This is a genomic window from Mycolicibacter sinensis, assembly GCF_001667945.1.
Lineage (GTDB): Bacteria > Actinomycetota > Actinomycetes > Mycobacteriales > Mycobacteriaceae > Mycobacterium > Mycobacterium sinense_B.
Genome location: NZ_LZJK01000153.1, coordinates 1 through 15,949 on the forward strand (window position 1 = coordinate 1; position 15,949 = coordinate 15,949).

Genomic DNA, 15,949 nt, shown 5'->3' on the forward strand with positions numbered 1-15,949 from the left:
ACCCCCACCCCCTGCACCAGCGGCACCCCCTGCCAAGCCCAGATCCAGGCCGATGTGCGCAGCGCCGCCCAACGCAACCACGACGCCCTGACCGCCATGGGCCGCGCCCTGCTGACCAGCGCAGACCTCGGCCAGCACAACGGACTACCCGCGACCATCATCGTCTCGACCACCCTGACCGATCTGGAATCCGGCACCGGCAAAGCCCATACCGGCGGCGGCAGCTGGCTACCCATGCGCGACGTGATCGCCCTGGCCTCCCACGCCCACCACTACCTGCGGATCTACCACGGCGCCAAAGAACTGGCACTGTTTCACACCAAACGCCTAGCCACACCAGCCCAGCGCATCGTGCTGTATGCCAAAGAACGCGGCTGCAGCCACCCGGGCTGCCCCATCCCCGGCTACCTGTGCGAAGTCCACCACGACAACGACTACGCCAAAACCGGGCGCACCGACATCGACACCCTCAGCCTGCGCTGCGGCCCCCACCACCAACTGCTCACCTCAGGCGGCTGGACCACCCGCAAACTCCACAACGGCACCACCGAAACCCTGCCACCACCACACCTCGACCACGGCCAACCCCGCACCAACCACTACCACCACCCTGAAAAACTCTTGCGCGACAGCGAAGACGACGACGTGCCCTAGTCACTGTCGGTAGCCTGCCGTAGCGTCCGGAGGCATGAAGACCGAGGCGTTGACCGCCGATTTCGTCGCAGAAGAATTCCGGTATGTAGCTGCCGGCGCGAAACGCCGCGCCGCATTTCCGGCGAAAGACTTCGTTCCCGGCCTCCAGGACATCACCGTCCCCGGCCTCGATGACCTGGCCAGCCTGCTGGCGTCGGCTCGCGGCTGGGGAGAGGTCGGAGGCCAGGACGAATGGTGGCGCGTCACGTTCGACGAACACATGATTGAGACGGATTCAGCAGACATCCCGAACACCATCACCTTCCAGCGGACACGTCATAACCCGCGCACCGACTTCGATGCGTACCTGGCGCTACGTGGTACCGACCCGATCCTGTGGGCCTACGGCCGTGTGGACAGAAACCGGAGCGAGGAGAAGCTGTCGCATGTCAGCAGTGCGATGGTTGGCCTGCGGATGATGTGGGAATCAATCACATTGTGCACCGGCGAATATGAAAGCAAAGGGTTCGTGGCGGACATGAACTCCTGGCTTATGCGGGTGATCTACCGGAGAAACGGCGAGAACGAGTTTGAGTTTCGTACCCCCTGCCGGTTCCGGCAACCCGAAACGTGGGCGCCGCGTTGGGAGACCGTGGCGCGTCCCGCCAACAGATGCGTCGCTCAAGTCGGGCACCGCCGCAAGCATCGGCACGCCGACGGGCCTTAACCGCCTACAGCGGGGTCACATAGGCCGAGCTGATCCCGCCGTCCACCAAAAACGTCGAGCCGGTGATAAACGATGCGTCGTCGCTGGCCAAAAACGCCACTGCGGCCGCGATCTCTTCCGGCTCGGCGAAGCGGCCCACCGGTACGTGCACCAGCCGGCGCGCCGCCCGTTCGGGGTCGGCGGCGAAAAGCTCTTGCAGCAGAGGAGTGTTCACCGGCCCGGGGCACAGCGCGTTAACCCGGATTCCCTGTCGGGCGTACTGCACTCCGAGCTCCCGCGACATGGCCAGCACACCGCCCTTGGAAGCGGTGTAGGAGATCTGCGATGTCGCCGAGCCCATCACCGCCACGAACGACGCGGTGTTGATGATCGAGCCACGCCCGGCCGGCGTCATGTGCCGCAGTGCCGCCCGGCAGCACAGGTACACCGATTTCAAGTTGACGTCCTGAACCCGTTGCCAGGCAGGCAGTTCGGTGTTTTCGATCAGGTCGTCGTCGGGCGGGGAGATACCGGCGTTGTTGAAGGCGATGTCGACCGCGCCGAACGTCGCGGCCGCGGTGTCGAATAGCGCGTCGACCTGCGTCTGATCGGAGACGTCGACCGGCACGAACAGACCGTCCAACTCATCGGCGATCGCGGCGCCCGCCGACGGGTCCAGGTCGCCGACCACGATGCGGGCGCCCTCGGAGTGCATGCGCCGGGCGGCCGCCAGGCCGATTCCGCCGCCCGCACCGGTCACCACGGCAACCCGCCCGGCCAGGCGCTGGGTCAGATCGGTCACTCACATCTCCTTCACTGCGATGAATACGTTCTTGGTGTCGGTAAAGGCCAGGGGGGCATCCGGACCCAGCTCGCGGCCCAGCCCCGATTGTTTGAAGCCCCCGAACGGGGTGTTGAAGCGGACCGAGGAATGCGAATTCACCGACAGATTGCCGGCTTCCACCGCCCGCGACACCCGAAGCGCCCTCGAGAGGTCGTCGGTCCAGATCGACCCCGACAGCCCATACACCGTGTCGTTGGCCAGCGCCACGGCGTCGGCTTCGTCCTCGAACGGCAATACCGTCACCACCGGGCCGAAGATCTCCTCGGTGACGCAACGGTCGGTGGGCGCCGGGGTCAGCACTGTCGGCGGGAACCAGAACCCAGGGCCGTCCGGCGCCTGACCACGAAAGGCGACCGGCGCGTCATCGGGCACATACGAGGCCACCTTCTCCCAGTGTGGCCGCGACACCAGCGGACCCATCTCGGTGTCGCGCGAGGTCGGGTCGCCGACGACGACACCGGACACGGCGGGCTCCAGCAGCTCCATGAAACGGTCATAAACGTTGCGCTGCACCAGGATCCGGCTGCGGGCGCAGCAGTCCTGCCCGGCGTTGTCGAACACGCCGTAGGGCGCCGTCGCCGCCGCCCGCTCCAGGTCGCAGTCGGCGAACACGATGTTGGCGCTCTTGCCGCCGAGCTCCAACGTGACCCGCTTGACCCCGGCCGCCGCGGTGGCCAGCACCCGGGTGCCGGTGACGGTGGAGCCGGTGAACACGATCTTGGCCACCTCCGGGTGGGTGACCAGCCGCTCCCCCACCACCGCGCCCGGGCCGGGCAGCACCTGCACAAGGTCCGGCTCCAAACCGGATTCGACGGCCAGCTCGCCCAGCCGCAGGGTGGTCAGCGGAGTCCACTCGGCGGGCTTGATCAACACCGCGTTCCCGGCGGCCAACGCCGGGGCGAAGCCCCACGCGGCGATCGGCATCGGGAAGTTCCACGGGGTGATGATCCCCACCACGCCGAGCGGCTCGTGAAAGGTCACATCCAACCCGCCGGCCACCGGTATCTGTTGACCCGACAACCGTTCCGGGCTGGCCGCGTAGAACTGCAGCACGTCGCGGACATGGCCGGCTTCCCACTCGGCGGCCGCCACCGGATGACCGGCGTTGGTCACCTCCAGTGCGGCCAGCTCCTCGACGTGGGCGTCGACCACCGCGGCGAAGGCCCGCAACGCCGCCGCCCGCTCGGCCGGCGCGCGCCGCGCCCATCGCTTCTGCGCTGCCTGCGCTCGGCGCACCGCGTCGTCGACCGCGGCGGCGTCGAGGTGCTCGACGGCGGTGAACACCTTCCCGGTGGCCGGGTTGACTAAGTCGTGGGTCATCGGTTCACCTGTGCATAGTTGCGCGCCGCGTCCACGATCGCGGTGAACAAACGCAGGTCCTCGCGTGACGCCTCCGGATGCCATTGGACCGCGACCACGAAATCCTCCCCGGGGAGCTCGATCGCCTCGATGACACCGTCGTCATCGCGCGCGCTGACCACCAGCTTGTCACCCAGCTCGGCGATCGCCTGGTGGTGGTAGCACTGCACTACGCAGGTTTCGCCGATCAACTCGGCCAGCCGGGTACCGGCCACGGTGCGCACCGGCATCGGGGTGAACACGCCGTTGCCGGCCCGGTGGCCGGCGTTGCCGAGCACGTCGGGCAGATGCTGGTGCAGCGTCCCGCCGAATGCGACATTGAGCACCTGGGCACCGCGGCAGATCCCCAGCACCGGCAGCCCGCGCCGCAGCGCCTCGGCCAGCAGTGCGAACTCCCAGGCGTCCCGCGTCGGGTCGGGCCGATCGGTTTCGGCGTGCGCGGCCTGGCCGTAGCCGGAGGGGTCCAGGTCCCTGCCGCCGGTGATCACCAGGGCGCAAACCCCGTCGAGCACCCGTGCGGCGATCTCGGGCGTCACCGGCTGCGGCGGCAGCAGCACCGCGATACCGCCGGCGGCGGTGATGCCCTCGAGGTAATCGGCGGGCAGCAAGCCGGCGCGCACATCCCACACACCGGTCTGCGCCCGGTCCAGGTAGGTGGTCAAGCCGACCACCGGGCGATCGGGTTCAGAACCGTTCAAAACCCCGGACCCTTTCCCAGTCCGTCACCGCGGTGTTGAACGCGTCCAACTCCACCCGCGCGCCGTGCAGGTAGTGCGCGACGACGTCATCGCCGAACGCCTTGCGCGCCACCGTGGATTCGGCGAACGCCTCGGCAGCCTCGGCCAGCGTCGAGGGCAGGTGCGGCAATCCGGCGCGGTAGGCGTCACCGTCGACCGGGTCGGGCAATTCCAGATCATTGTCAATCCCGTGCAGGCCCGCCGCGATCAGCGCCGCCACCGCCAGGTAGGGGTTGACGTCGCCGCCGGGTACCCGGCACTCCACCCGCAGCGAATCACCGTGGCCGACGACCCGCAATGCGCAGGTGCGATTATCCAGGCCCCACCCGATCACCGTGGGAGCGAAACTGCCGCCGACGAATCGTTTGTAGGAGTTGATGTTCGGCGCGTAGCACAGCGTCAGCTCCGCCAAGGTGGCCAACACGCCGGCCAGAAAGCTGCGGAACAACGCCGACATGCCGTGCGGGGCAGCCGGATCGGCGAACACCGCGGTGCCTTCGCTGCTGCGCAGCGACAGGTGCACATGGCAGCTGTTGCCTTCGCGTTCGTCGAATTTGGCCATGAACGTCAGGCTCTTGCCGTGTTGGTCGGCGATCTCCTTGGCACCGCTCTTGTAGACGCTGTGGTTGTCGCAGGCGACCAGCGCCTCCTCATAGCGGAAGGTGATCTCCTGCTGGCCGGTGTGGCACTCGCCCTTGACGCCCTCGCAGCGCATGCCCGCACCGGCCATGCCCAAGCGGATGTCGCGCAGCAGCGGCTCCAACCGGGTACCGGCGACCAGGCCGTAGTCGGCGTTGTAGTCCGTCCCGGGTGTCAGGCCGCGATAACCACCAGCCCACGCCTGCCGGTAGCTGTCGTCGAAGACCAGGAACTCGAGTTCGGTTGCCGCGTAAGCCACCAGCCCGCGCTCGGCCAGCCGCGCGATCTGCCCCGCCAGGATCTGGCGGGGCGCCACCGTGACCGGGTTACCGTCCGGCCAGAAGGCGTCGGCCAGCACATGGGCGGTGCCGGGCAGCCACGGGATGCGCCGCAACGTCGTGAAGTCGGGTCGCAGCACCAGGTCGCCGTACCCGGTGCCCCAGTCCGCGATCGGGTAGCCGGGAACGGTGTTCATCTCGACGTCGACCGCCAGCAGGTAGCTGCAGCACTCCACGCCGTGCCCGGCGACCTCGTCGAGGAAGTGCTGCGCCGCGACCCGCTTACCGACCAGCCGGCCCTGCATGTCGGTGAGCGCCACCACCACGGTGTCGATCTCGCCGCATCCGACCAGCTGCTGCAGTTCGACTTGGGACAGCATCGCGGGCCGGGTCATTGTGCTCCTTCACCGACGACGGTCCCCCCTGACGTTGAGTGCTGTCAGGCTACCCGCCCGCCGTCAGCCGATCGGCTCCAGCCGACGGAACTGCTGCGACCGATAGCAGTCGGCGCACGTCGATCGGCGGATCTTGCCGCTGGTGGTGATCGGCAGTGAGCCGGGGGCGACCAGCACGAGATCGGCGACCCGTACCCCGTGTGATCGCGAAACGGCTGCGGCGACATCCTTTTTCAGCGTCTGTATCCGCTGCGCTTCCTCATCCGGGGTGCCCCGGCTCTTGATTTCGGCGATGACGACCAACTGCTCGCGCCCGTCCCCGGTCACCGGCACCGCCGCGACCCGGCCTCCGGTGAGTTCCTGCACGGTGGCTTCGATGTCGTCGGGGTAGTGGTTGCGGCCGTCGACGATCAACAGGTCCTTGATGCGGCCGACGACCAGCAGCTCACCGTCGTAGATGACGCCCAAATCCCCGGTGCGCAACCACGGCTGCGCCGGTGTGCCCGGGGTCGGGACGTCGAGCCGCCCGCCGAAGGTGCGCTCGGTCGCCTCCGGGTTGTGCCAGTACCCGCTGGAGACATTGGGCCCGTGGATCCAGATCTCCCCGACTTGACCGTCTGGCCGCTCGGTACGCGTCTCGGGGTCGACGATGCGCACCGTGCAGGCGCGCGGGGCACCGATGCTGACCAGGTCGGCGCCGGCGGGGTCAGCTGTTGCGGTGCCGGCCACCAGCTTCTCGTAGTCGAGCCGGACGGTCACCGGCCGGTTCGCGCGCGGCGCCGAAGCCACGTAGACCATCGCTTCGGCCAGCCCGTAAGACGGCGCCAGTACATTGGCCGGCAGGTTGAAACGGGCGAACCGCTCGGTGAACCGGCGGATGGTCGCTGCGTGGATGCGTTCGCTGCCGGACAAGATGGTGTGCACGCCACTGAGATCCAGACCGGCCATGTCCTCATCGGTGGTGCGGCGCGCGGCCAACTCGAAGGCGAAGTTCGGCCCGGCGGTGAACGAGCAGGGGTTGATCGCCAGCTGCTGGATCCAGCGGGCCGGTTTCTGCAGGAAGCCGATCGGGCTCATCACCACCGATTGGCGGCCCAGGGTGACGGCGCCCATGACGCCGAGCAGCAGGCCCATGTCGTGGTAGAACGGCAGCCACGACACCAGGGTCAGGTCGGCCGGTGCCTCTCCCCCCTCGTCGGCGAAGTAATCGGCCAGCACCTGCTCGATGTTGGCGAAGACGTTGCGGTGCGAGACGACGACGCCGCGCGGCGAGCCGGTCGAGCCGGAGGTGTACTGCAGCAGCGCGGTCTTGGTGGTCAGCGCCCCGGCCCCGTTCCAGGTCACCGGCGAGTCGAGGTCGAGCAGATCCATCTCGATGATCGCCGGCGGGTTTCCGCCCAGGGCACCGATGCACGCCTGAATGTCGCCGACGACCGCCGACGTGGTGAGCACCGCTGCCGGTGCACAGTCCTTGAGGGCCGCCGTGACCCGCTCATCGTGGCTGCCGAACGCCGGCACCGGCAGCGGCACCACGATGCAGCCGGCTTCCATCGCACCGAAGAAGCCGGCGATGTACTCCAGGCCCTGCGGTGCGAGCAGCGCGACACGGTCGCCCGGCGATGCCACCGCGGCCACCTCGACGGCGATGGACTCGGTGCGCTGGGCGATCTGTGACCAGGTCAGTGTCTCGGCGTAGCCGGCTGGATCGACCTCGTAGTCGATAAAGGTGTACGCCGGTCGGTCCGGCCACTGCTGAGCACGTTCACGCAGCAGTGCCGGTATCGAATGTCCCCACGACAACACTTGCACCCCCCAAAGGATGATTATTCGATTTTTGTGAAGCCGACGCCCCCGATGACGCTCGGCTATGCCGAAAATACTCTTCCCGCCGACCCCTACCAGGTACTGGCCCGCAACACGATCTCCATCGCAAGTTGCGCAGTGAACTCGCTCGCGCTGCGGCGCCCCGGCAGCATAACCAGGCGGTGGTCGCCGTAAACGAACCGCTGGCTGGCGCTGGCCACCGAGGCCGAGGCCCGGGAACTGACCAGAACGGTCGTGTTGATCTCCACCGGTGGGCAGCGTTCGTCGCGGATCGCCCCGTTCAGATCCGGCGCCCGCGGATGTCCCCGGTCAAGCACCACCAGGCCGGTGAAGCGGTCCGGGCGCGTCGCCGCAAGCTCCCAGGCATTGTCACCACCGGTGCGGTCACCGACGAGCACGCCGCACTGGACTCCCAGCGAATCGAGGATTCCGACCACGGACTTCGGCGTCAGGCGCGGGTCCGCGCCGATCACGATGGTGCGCAACGACGCGGTGTGCAGCCGCTGACAGACGGCGTCGTACGAGGTAAGCGGATGTTGGGCGGCCGCGAGCACGACGACGACGGGCCCGGTGTGCGGGCCGGCGATATCGACCGGGATCGGAAACCCGTCGATGGTCATCATCGTGCCAGGCATTTCCGCAACGCTACAGCCAGCGGGCCCGCATCGGTGCGATTTTCGCAGGTCCTCAGCAGCTCGACAGTAAACAGCCGGGAAATCACACGAGTGTGAGGATCTCGGCGCCCTCGTCGGTGACCACCAGGGTGTGCTCGAACTGAGCGGACCAGCGCCCGTCGCTGGTCACCACCGTCCAGTCGTCGTCCCAGATCTCGTAGTCCAGGCCGCCGAGGTTGATCATCGGCTCGATGGTGAAGGTCATTCCCGGCTCGATGACGGTGTCGACCTCGGGTTGGTCGTAATGCAGCACCACCAACCCGTTGTGGAACGTCGTGCCGATGCCGTGCCCGGTGAAGTCACGGACCACGTTGTAGCCGAATCGGTTCGCGTAGGCCTCGATGACCCGACCGATCACCGAGAGCGCGCGGCCGGGCTTGACCGCCTTGATCGCGCGCATCGTCGCCTCCCGGGTGCGCTCCACGAGCAGCCGGTGTTCCTCGGAAACGTCCCCGGCCAGAAAGGTGGCGTTGGTGTCGCCGTGGACGCCGTCGATGTAGGCGGTGACATCGATGTTGACGATGTCACCGTCGGCGATCACCGTCGAGTCCGGGATACCGTGGCAGATCACCTCGTTCAGCGACGTGCAGCACGACTTGGGAAAGCCCTTGTAACCCAACGTCGATGGGTAGGCGCCGTGGTCGACCATGTAGTCGTGGGCGATGCGGTCCAGGGCATCGGTGGTAACCCCCGGGGCGACGGCCTTGCCCGCCTCGGCCAGCGCGCCCGCCGCGATCCGGCCCGCGACCCGCATCTTCTCGATCACCTCAGGGGTCTGCACCCACGGCTCGCTGCCCTCGGCGGCGGTGGAGCGGCCGACGTACTCCGGGCGCGGGATCGAGCGGGGCACCGGCAGCGTCGGAGACACCACACCGGGAGAAAGCGGGGCACGAACGGGCATTACGCCAGCTTAACGGCCCGCTAGCGGCGCAGCCGCTGCCGGCTGAGCCAGGGCCGCCGTGGGCCCCGGATGTCCACCGACCCGCACACCACGCGTCCGGCCAGCACGACATGCGGTGTGCCCTCGGCGGGGGCGTCCTTGCGGTGGTCTTTGGCGCTGCCGCCATAGACCTCGACGTCGTCGATCGAGGCGCTCGCTCCGTCGGGCAGCCGGATGCCGACGGAGCCGAATCGCATATCCAGTTCCATGACGACCACCGGCCCGGCGAAACGCGCCCTGGTGAGGTCGAGGTCGACAGACCCCAGGCGCCGCACCAACGCCAGCCGGGTCGGCACGATCCATTCGCCGTGCCGCTTGAGCGAGCCGGCCCAGCCGCGCAGTTCGACCCGGTCGGCCGCCGAGGTGACGATGGCGCGCGGCCCGGGCAGGTCCCCGATCAGCGTGTCGAGCTCGGAGCGCAGCCTGGCCTGCGACACCTGCGCCGCCCGTTCCTCGAATTCGCCGATGTCGATCAGCCCGAGGGAGACCGCATTGTGCAGGCGGCGCAGCGTGCCGTTGCGGTCCGCATCCGAGATGCGCAGCACCGCCGCCACGTCGTCATCAATGCCGGTCATGGCATCTCAACTTACCGCTGCCGGCGGGGGCGCGCCTTTAGAGCAGGAAGTTGTCCGGCAGCGAATCGAACATCACCTTGGTCATCCGCACCGCGTACTGCGAGCTGCCGCCGCCGACGATCAGCGCGGCGAATGCCATGTCGCCGCGGTAGCCGGCGAACCAGGAATGCGATCCGCCGGCGAATTCGGCCTCACCGGTCTTACCGAACACCGGCCCGCAGCCGGCGATGTCGCGCGCGGTGCCGTCGGTGACCACCAGGCGCATCATCTGACGCAGACCGTCGAGCATCTCCTTGCTCACCGGAGGAGCCTCCGGGCCGTTGACCGCGGTGGGCCGTCCCTGGATCAACCGGGGCACCGGGGTCTTGCCGGCGGCCACCGTCGCCGCGGCCAGCGCGACACCGAACGGGCTGGCCAGCACCTTGCCCTGCCCGAATCCGTCCTCGGTGCGTTCGGCCAGATCCACCGTCGGCGGCACCGAACCGGTGACCGTGGTGATGCCGTCCACCAGGTAGTCCACCCCGATCCCGTAGCGGCTGGCGGCCTGCGACAGCGCCCGCGGCGGCATCCGGCTGGCCAGTTCGGCGAAAGTGGTGTTGCACGAGTTGGCAAAGGCCCGCGACATCGACACCAGGCCGAGGTCGAACCCGCCGTAGTTGGGAATGGTGCGCTGGCCGATGTCGAGTTCGCCGGGACAGCCCACCATCGAATTCGGGGAGGCCATGTCGCGTTCGATCGCCGCGCCGGCGGTGACCATCTTGAACGTCGACCCCGGCGGGTACAGGCCGGTGGTGGCGACCAGCCCGTCGGCGTCGGCGGCAGCATTCTGGGCAACCGCGAGCAGCTCGCCGGTCGATGGCTTGATCACCACCATCATCGCCTTGTCACCGCGGGTGTTGACCGCGTTCTGAGCGGCGCGCTGCACCGATCGGTCCAGGCTGATGGTCAGCGACGGCGCCGGCGACGGGTCGACCTCATGCAGCACCGCGACGTCGACACCGTTCTGATTGACGCTCACGACGCGCCAGCCCGCCTCGCCCTCGAGTTGCGCCGCGACGGCCTTCTTCACCTCGCCGATGAGCGCCGGGGCGAAACGGTCATCGGTGGGCAGCAGATCCGGACGCGGGGTGATCACCACCCCGGGCAGGTGGGCGATGGCGGCTTCGACACGGTCGTGGTCGTTCTTGCGCAGCGTGATCAGGTCCAGGGGGGTGATCGAGGAGCTGGCCTGTTCGGCCAGCCACTGCGGGTCGCCCAGGGTGTCGTCGAACGGCCGCAGCGCCTCGACCACCGCGCGCGCCGTGCGCATCAGGTTCTGCCCGGCCCGGCCGGCATCCAGCTCGTAGTGGTAGACGTAGCCGGGCACCAGCACGTCGGTGCCGCCGGCCTCGTTGACCGAGGCCCGCCGCGGCGGGTCGGCCCGCAGCGCGAACGTCTGGTGCTCGCCCAGCCGGGGGTACAGGCCGGTGGCCGTCCAGCGGACCGCCCAGTGACCTTCGTTGCGCACCATCTTGAGCTGGCCGTCGTAGGACCAGGTCCGGTTCTTCGGCAGCTGCCAGGTGTAGCGGTAGGACACCGTCCCGGTGTCGTCGTTGTAGCGCGCGCCCAGTACCTGCGCGTCGAGGTGTTCGGCCTGCAATCCGGCCCAGGCGGCGTTGAGGGCACTGCGGGCCGTGGAGGGGTCGTCGCTGAGTTCGGCGGCGGCGGCCGTGTCGCCGGTGGCCAGCGCGGCGAAGAACCGCTCGGCGGTGGGCGCCGGGCCGTCCGGGCGGGGGGTGCAGGCGGCCAGGGCGAGCACCATCAACAGCACAGCCGATACTGATGTTGTTTTTGTTGCCATTGGTGCTGATGTTACGAAATGGACACGGTTGGCGCGCGGAGGCGCACCGAGAGCTCAGTCCAGCAGCACCGTGGCGAACGTTCCGGCCTGGGTGAAGCCCACCCGCTCGTAGGCGGCGCGCGCCACCGCATTGAAATCGTTGACGTACAGGCTGGCGATCCGCCCGGTGCCGACGATCACCGCGGCCAGCATCGCAGTGCCACCGGAGCCCAGCCCGCGCCCCCGTCGTTCCGGATGCACCCAGACACCCTGGATCTGGCCGACCGTCGGCGACTGCGAACCCACTTCGGCCTTGAACACCACCTCACCGCGCTCGAAACGGGCCCAGGCTCGGCCCGCCGCGATCAGGTTGGCCACCCGCCGGCGGTAGGCCCGGCCGCCGTCACCGACCCGCGGATCCACCCCGACCTCGCCGATGAACATGTCGACGGCCGCCACCAGGTAGGCGTCGAGCTCGTCCGGGCGCACCTGGCGCACCTCGGGATCTATCGGGCAGCCCGGCATGGTGCTCAGCGCCATCAGCGGCTGGCTCTCCCGCACGTCACGCGCGGGGCCCCAGACGTCGGCGAGGCGCTGCCACATCGGCAGCACGTACTCGGCCCGGCCGACCAGCGACGAACAGCGGCGGATGGAGCTGACCGCCTTGTCGGCGAAGGCGGTCAGGTCGGCCGGCGCCCCGCGCAGCGGGATCAGATTCGCCCCGGCGTAGCACAGCGACTCGTCCGCGCCGCCGCGCGTCCACAGCTCACCGCCGATCGAGCGGGGGTCGACACCGTGGTCGGCGACCCGCGCGGCCACCATGCAGGAGCCGACCGGATCCGCATCGAGCACCCGCCAGACCGCCGCGGCATCGCGGACGACCGACACCCGTCGCTGATCGAGACGGAAATCCGGCGGAGCCGACATCGTGACTCCTTCCGCGTACTGGTGCGTTCAGCTTACGGCGACGGTCGGTGAACCGCCGGGGGATCCCTCGCCCATTTCTGATGCGAGCCGCAGCGCCTCCTCGATCAGGGTTTCCACGATCTGCGCCTCCGGAACCGTCTTGATCACCTCGCCCTTGACGAAGATCTGACCCTTGCCGTTGCCGGACGCCACGCCCAGATCCGCCTCGCGCGCCTCACCGGGACCGTTGACCACACAACCCATCACCGCGACCCGCAGTGGGACGTCGATGCCCTCCAACCCGGCGGTGACCTCGTTGGCCAGCGTGTAGACATCGACCTGCGCCCGGCCGCACGACGGACACGACACGATCTCCAGGCCCCGCGGACGCAGGTTGAGCGACTCCAGGATCTGGTTGCCGACCTTGACCTCTTCCACCGGCGGCGCCGACAGCGAGACCCGGATGGTGTCGCCGATGCCGCGGGAGAGCAGCGCACCGAACGCCACAGCGGACTTGATGGTGCCCTGGAACGCCGGGCCGGCTTCGGTGACGCCCAGGTGCAGCGGGTAGTCACAGCGCTCGGCCAGTTGCTCGTAGGCGGCCACCATCACGACCGGGTCGTTGTGCTTGACGCTGATCTTGATGTCGCCGAAGCCGTGTTCCTCGAACAGCGACGCTTCCCACAGCGCCGACTCCACCAACGCCTCGGGGGTGGCTTTGCCGTACTTGGCCAAGAACCGCTGATCCAACGAACCGGCGTTGACGCCGATCCGGATCGGGATACCGGCGGCGCCGGCCGCCTTGGCGACTTCGCCGACCCGGCCGTCGAATTCCTTGATGTTGCCCGGGTTCACCCGGACCGCGGCACATCCGGCATCGATCGCGGCGAAGATGTACTTCGGCTGGAAGTGGATGTCGGCGATTACCGGCAGCTTGCTCTTGCGGGCGATCTCGGCCAGCGCATCGGCGTCTTCCTGACGCGGGCAGGCCACCCGCACGATGTCGCAGCCGGAGGCGGTCAGCTCCGCGATCTGTTGCAGAGTCGCGTTGACGTCGTGGGTTTTGGTGGTGCACATCGACTGCACCGCGATCGGGTGGTCGCTGCCCACCCCGACGCCGCCGACCATCAGCTGGCGCGTCTTACGGCGCGGCGCCAAGGTGGGCGCCGGCACCGCCGGCATACCTAGGCCGACGCTCATGAGGGCTCTCCTGTCAAAACAGTCTGATGGGGTTGACCAAATCGGCGGTCACGGTGAGCAGCATGTAGCCGACCACCACTACCAAGACTACGTAGGTGGCCGGCATCAGCTTGAGATAGTTCACCGGCGCAGCAGCGACCTTCCCGCGGGCCGACCGGACCATGTTGCGGAGTTTCTCGTAGACCGCGATCGCGATATGCCCGCCATCGAACGGCAGCAGCGGCACCAGATTGAGCACACCGAGAATGAAGTTCAGCTGCGCCAGGAAGAACCAGAACGCCACCCACAGCCCATGGTCGACGGTGTCGCCGCCGATGATCGACGCGCCTACCACGCTGATCGGGGTCTCCGGGTCGCGCTCGCCGTGCGGGTTGCCGATCGCGTGCATCAGCGCACCGACCTTGGACGGGATGTTGGCCAGCGACTTGCCCAGCAGCACCGACAGGTCACCGCTGAAGGCGAACGTGGCCGGCACCGCGGTGACCGGGTTGTACTGGGTCGGTCCGAATTGGGCGGCGCCGACGCCGATGGCGCCGACGGTGCTGGGGACGGCCTCACGGTCGGGGCCGTCGGCGATCCAGCGCTGCGTGGGAGTCACGTCGACGTACTTGGTGAGGGTGGCGCCGTCGCGCTCGACGACGATCGGCGTCACCCCGTGCTGTTTGCGCACGGCCGCAGCCATCTCCTCGAAGGTCGACACCGGCGTGTCACCGACTTTGACCACCACGTCGCCGGACTGGATGCCGGCCAGCGCGGCCGGGCCGGGACCCGAGCAGGTTCCCAGCTCGCCTTTGACGACTTCCGGTGCCACACAAGCCGTTTCGCCGATGACGGCGGTGGTCGGCGCGTGCAGGTTGGGCAGCCCCCAGATCACCGCGATGGTGTAGACCAGCACCAGGCCGATGATGAAGTTCATCCCGGGCCCGGCGAACAGCACCGCCACCCGCTTCCAGGTCTTCTGCTTGTACATGGCGCGGTCGACCTCGTCGGGCGCCAGTTCCTCCACCGCGGTCATGCCGGCGATATCACAGAAGCCACCGGCCGGGATCGCCTTGAGGCCGTATTCGGTCTCGCCGCGGCGCGTGGACCACAAGGTGGTGCCGAAGCCGACGAAGTAACGCCGCACCTTCATGCCGGTGGCCCGGGCCACCCACATGTGGCCGCATTCATGCAGCGCCACCGACACCAGGATGGCCAGCGCGAACAGCGCGATGCCGACCGCGAACATCATCGGGTGCTTCCGACCTTTCTCATCGCTATCGCCTCGACGACACGGGCTGCCCGCTCCCGGGCCCAGCGCTGCGCATCGAGTACGTCGTCCACGGTAGCGGGTTGGGCGGCCCACTGGTCGGCCGCGGCCAGCACCTCGGCGATGGTGTCGACGATGGCGGGAAATCTGAGCCTCCCGGCCAGAAAGGCCGCCGCCGCTTCTTCATTAGCCGCGTTGTAGACCGCGGTCATGCAGCCGCCGGTCTGACCGGCGTGGCGGGCCAGCTGAACCGCCGGGAAAACCGCATCGTCCAGCGGCTCGAATTCCCAGCTGGACGCCGAGGTGAAGTCGCAGGCCGCAGCCGCGCCGGGCACCCGGGCCGGCCAGCCCAGCGCCAGCGCGATCGGCAGGCGCATGTCCGGCGGGCTGGCCTGGGCGATCGTCGAGCCGTCGGTGAAGGTGACCATGGAGTGCACGATCGACTGCGGGTGCACCACGACGTCGATGCGGTCGTAGGGCACACCGAACAGCAGGTGGGTCTCGATGAGCTCGAGCCCCTTGTTCACCAGCGACGCCGAGTTCAGCGTGTTCATCGGCCCCATCGACCAGGTCGGGTGGGCGCCGGCCTGTTCGGGGGTAACGTGCGCCAGCTCGGACGCCGACCAGCCCCGGAAGGGTCCGCCGGAGGCGGTCAGCACGATCTTGGCGACCTCGTCGGGTGTGCCGCCCCGCAGGCACTGCGCGATCGCGGAGTGTTCGGAGTCCACCGGCACGATCTGGCCCGGCGCGGCGGCTGCCAGCACCAGCGGCCCGCCGGCGATCAGGGATTCCTTGTTGGCCAGGGCCAGCCGGGCCCCGGTCGCCAGCGCGGCCAGGGTGGGCCGCAGTCCGAGGGCACCGACCAGGGCGTTGAGCACCACGTCGGCTTCGGTCTCTTGCACCAGCCGGGTGACGGCGTCGGGTCCGCGGTAGGGGGCGCCGAGCGCTTCGCCGGCCCGTGGGTCGGCAACAGCGATATCGGTGACGCCGGTCTCGGCGCGCTGGGCGGCCAGCAGTTCCGGGTGGCCGCCGCCGGCGGCCAGCCCGACCAGCTCGAAGCGGTCCGGGTTGGCGGCGATGACCTGCAGCGCCTGGGTGCCGATCGAACCGGTCGAGCCCAACAGCAGAACTCTGGTGCGGCCCGCCGCAGACACACTCACCTGCCCATTGT

Annotated in this window: 15 protein-coding genes; 2 read left to right on the top strand and 13 right to left on the bottom strand. The window is 68.7% G+C overall.

Annotation, left to right across the window (positions count from 1 at the left end; all coding sequences use genetic code 11):
- Together A5694_RS19595 and A5694_RS19600 are read left to right on the top strand one after the other, a co-directional pair.
- Positions 1 to 654, top strand: a 654-nt coding sequence (locus A5694_RS19595; protein WP_131809621.1) for an HNH endonuclease signature motif containing protein, incomplete at its 5' end; no start/stop codon positions are given.
- A 34-nt stretch (positions 655 to 688) separates the two neighbouring features.
- The gene (locus A5694_RS19600) at positions 689 to 1,360 is read left to right on the top strand and encodes a hypothetical protein (RefSeq protein ID WP_064923978.1); all 672 of its coding nucleotides are present in this window, start codon (positions 689 to 691) and stop codon (positions 1,358 to 1,360) included.
- 4 nt (positions 1,361 to 1,364) lie between these two features.
- Here the strand turns inward: A5694_RS19600 and A5694_RS19605 are convergent, their stop codons facing one another.
- From A5694_RS19605 to dxr, 13 genes are all read right to left on the bottom strand, one after another.
- Entirely contained in the window at positions 1,365 to 2,141 is a 777-nt protein-coding gene (locus tag A5694_RS19605; RefSeq protein ID WP_064923979.1) for a 3-oxoacyl-ACP reductase, read from the bottom strand.
- Entirely contained in the window at positions 2,142 to 3,503 is a 1,362-nt protein-coding gene (locus A5694_RS19610; RefSeq protein ID WP_064923980.1) for an aldehyde dehydrogenase family protein, read from the bottom strand. It abuts the gene before it with no gap.
- On the bottom strand, positions 3,500 to 4,213 hold the full coding sequence (locus A5694_RS19615) for a gamma-glutamyl-gamma-aminobutyrate hydrolase family protein (protein WP_064923981.1): 714 nt from the start codon (positions 4,211 to 4,213) through the stop codon (positions 3,500 to 3,502). Before A5694_RS19615 ends, A5694_RS19610 begins: the two co-directional genes overlap by 4 nt.
- Before the next feature lie 13 nt (positions 4,214 to 4,226).
- Complete coding sequence (locus A5694_RS19620) at positions 4,227 to 5,591, bottom strand: glutamine synthetase family protein (protein WP_064923982.1); 1,365 nt, start codon at positions 5,589 to 5,591, stop codon at positions 4,227 to 4,229.
- 63 nt (positions 5,592 to 5,654) lie between these two features.
- Entirely contained in the window at positions 5,655 to 7,394 is a 1,740-nt protein-coding gene (locus A5694_RS19625; RefSeq protein WP_064924049.1) for an AMP-binding protein, read from the bottom strand.
- A 92-nt stretch (positions 7,395 to 7,486) separates the two neighbouring features.
- Positions 7,487 to 8,050, bottom strand: coding sequence for an alpha/beta fold hydrolase (locus A5694_RS19630; RefSeq protein WP_064923983.1), 564 nt, complete (start codon positions 8,048 to 8,050; stop codon positions 7,487 to 7,489).
- Positions 8,051 to 8,132: 82 nt separating this feature from the next.
- Positions 8,133 to 8,990 carry a type I methionyl aminopeptidase gene (map, locus tag A5694_RS19635; RefSeq protein ID WP_064923984.1) on the bottom strand — a complete coding sequence of 286 codons (858 nt, stop codon included), beginning with the start codon at positions 8,988 to 8,990 and terminating at the stop codon, positions 8,133 to 8,135.
- A gap of 20 nt (positions 8,991 to 9,010) precedes the next feature.
- Positions 9,011 to 9,604, bottom strand: a complete 594-nt coding sequence (locus A5694_RS19640; RefSeq protein WP_064923985.1) for a DUF1707 SHOCT-like domain-containing protein — start codon at positions 9,602 to 9,604, stop codon at positions 9,011 to 9,013.
- Positions 9,605 to 9,641: 37 nt separating this feature from the next.
- Positions 9,642 to 11,444: a penicillin-binding transpeptidase domain-containing protein gene (locus A5694_RS19645; RefSeq protein WP_064923986.1), complete on the bottom strand. Its 1,803-nt coding sequence runs from the start codon at positions 11,442 to 11,444 to the stop codon at positions 9,642 to 9,644.
- 54 nt (positions 11,445 to 11,498) lie between these two features.
- Complete coding sequence (locus A5694_RS19650) at positions 11,499 to 12,350, bottom strand: GNAT family N-acetyltransferase (RefSeq protein WP_064923987.1); 852 nt, start codon at positions 12,348 to 12,350, stop codon at positions 11,499 to 11,501.
- A 27-nt stretch (positions 12,351 to 12,377) separates the two neighbouring features.
- Positions 12,378 to 13,529: a flavodoxin-dependent (E)-4-hydroxy-3-methylbut-2-enyl-diphosphate synthase gene (gene ispG, locus A5694_RS19655; RefSeq protein WP_064923988.1), complete on the bottom strand. Its 1,152-nt coding sequence runs from the start codon at positions 13,527 to 13,529 to the stop codon at positions 12,378 to 12,380.
- A 13-nt stretch (positions 13,530 to 13,542) separates the two neighbouring features.
- Positions 13,543 to 14,760, bottom strand: a complete 1,218-nt coding sequence (locus tag A5694_RS19660; protein WP_064923989.1) for a M50 family metallopeptidase — start codon at positions 14,758 to 14,760, stop codon at positions 13,543 to 13,545.
- Complete coding sequence (gene dxr, locus A5694_RS19665) at positions 14,757 to 15,938, bottom strand: 1-deoxy-D-xylulose-5-phosphate reductoisomerase (protein WP_109535767.1); 1,182 nt, start codon at positions 15,936 to 15,938, stop codon at positions 14,757 to 14,759. The genes A5694_RS19660 and dxr overlap by 4 nt, the downstream gene beginning before the upstream one ends.
- Positions 15,939 to 15,949 lie beyond the last annotated feature (11 nt).

Excerpts from the sequence above, each read along its gene's own strand:
- A5694_RS19600 (WP_064923978.1), top strand. The coding sequence starts at position 689 with ATGAAGACCGAGGCGTTGACCGCCGATTTCGTCGCAGAAGAATTCCGG.
- A5694_RS19610 (WP_064923980.1), bottom strand. The coding sequence starts at position 3,503 with ATGACCCACGACTTAGTCAACCCGGCCACCGGGAAGGTGTTCACCGCC.
- A5694_RS19620 (WP_064923982.1), bottom strand. The coding sequence starts at position 5,591 with ATGACCCGGCCCGCGATGCTGTCCCAAGTCGAACTGCAGCAGCTGGTC.
- A5694_RS19630 (WP_064923983.1), bottom strand. The coding sequence starts at position 8,050 with ATGCCTGGCACGATGATGACCATCGACGGGTTTCCGATCCCGGTCGAT.
- map (WP_064923984.1), bottom strand. The coding sequence starts at position 8,990 with ATGCCCGTTCGTGCCCCGCTTTCTCCCGGTGTGGTGTCTCCGACGCTG.
- A5694_RS19640 (WP_064923985.1), bottom strand. The coding sequence starts at position 9,604 with ATGACCGGCATTGATGACGACGTGGCGGCGGTGCTGCGCATCTCGGAT.
- A5694_RS19645 (WP_064923986.1), bottom strand. The coding sequence starts at position 11,444 with ATGGCAACAAAAACAACATCAGTATCGGCTGTGCTGTTGATGGTGCTC.
- A5694_RS19650 (WP_064923987.1), bottom strand. The coding sequence starts at position 12,350 with ATGTCGGCTCCGCCGGATTTCCGTCTCGATCAGCGACGGGTGTCGGTC.
- ispG (WP_064923988.1), bottom strand. The coding sequence starts at position 13,529 with ATGAGCGTCGGCCTAGGTATGCCGGCGGTGCCGGCGCCCACCTTGGCG.
- A5694_RS19660 (WP_064923989.1), bottom strand. The coding sequence starts at position 14,760 with ATGATGTTCGCGGTCGGCATCGCGCTGTTCGCGCTGGCCATCCTGGTG.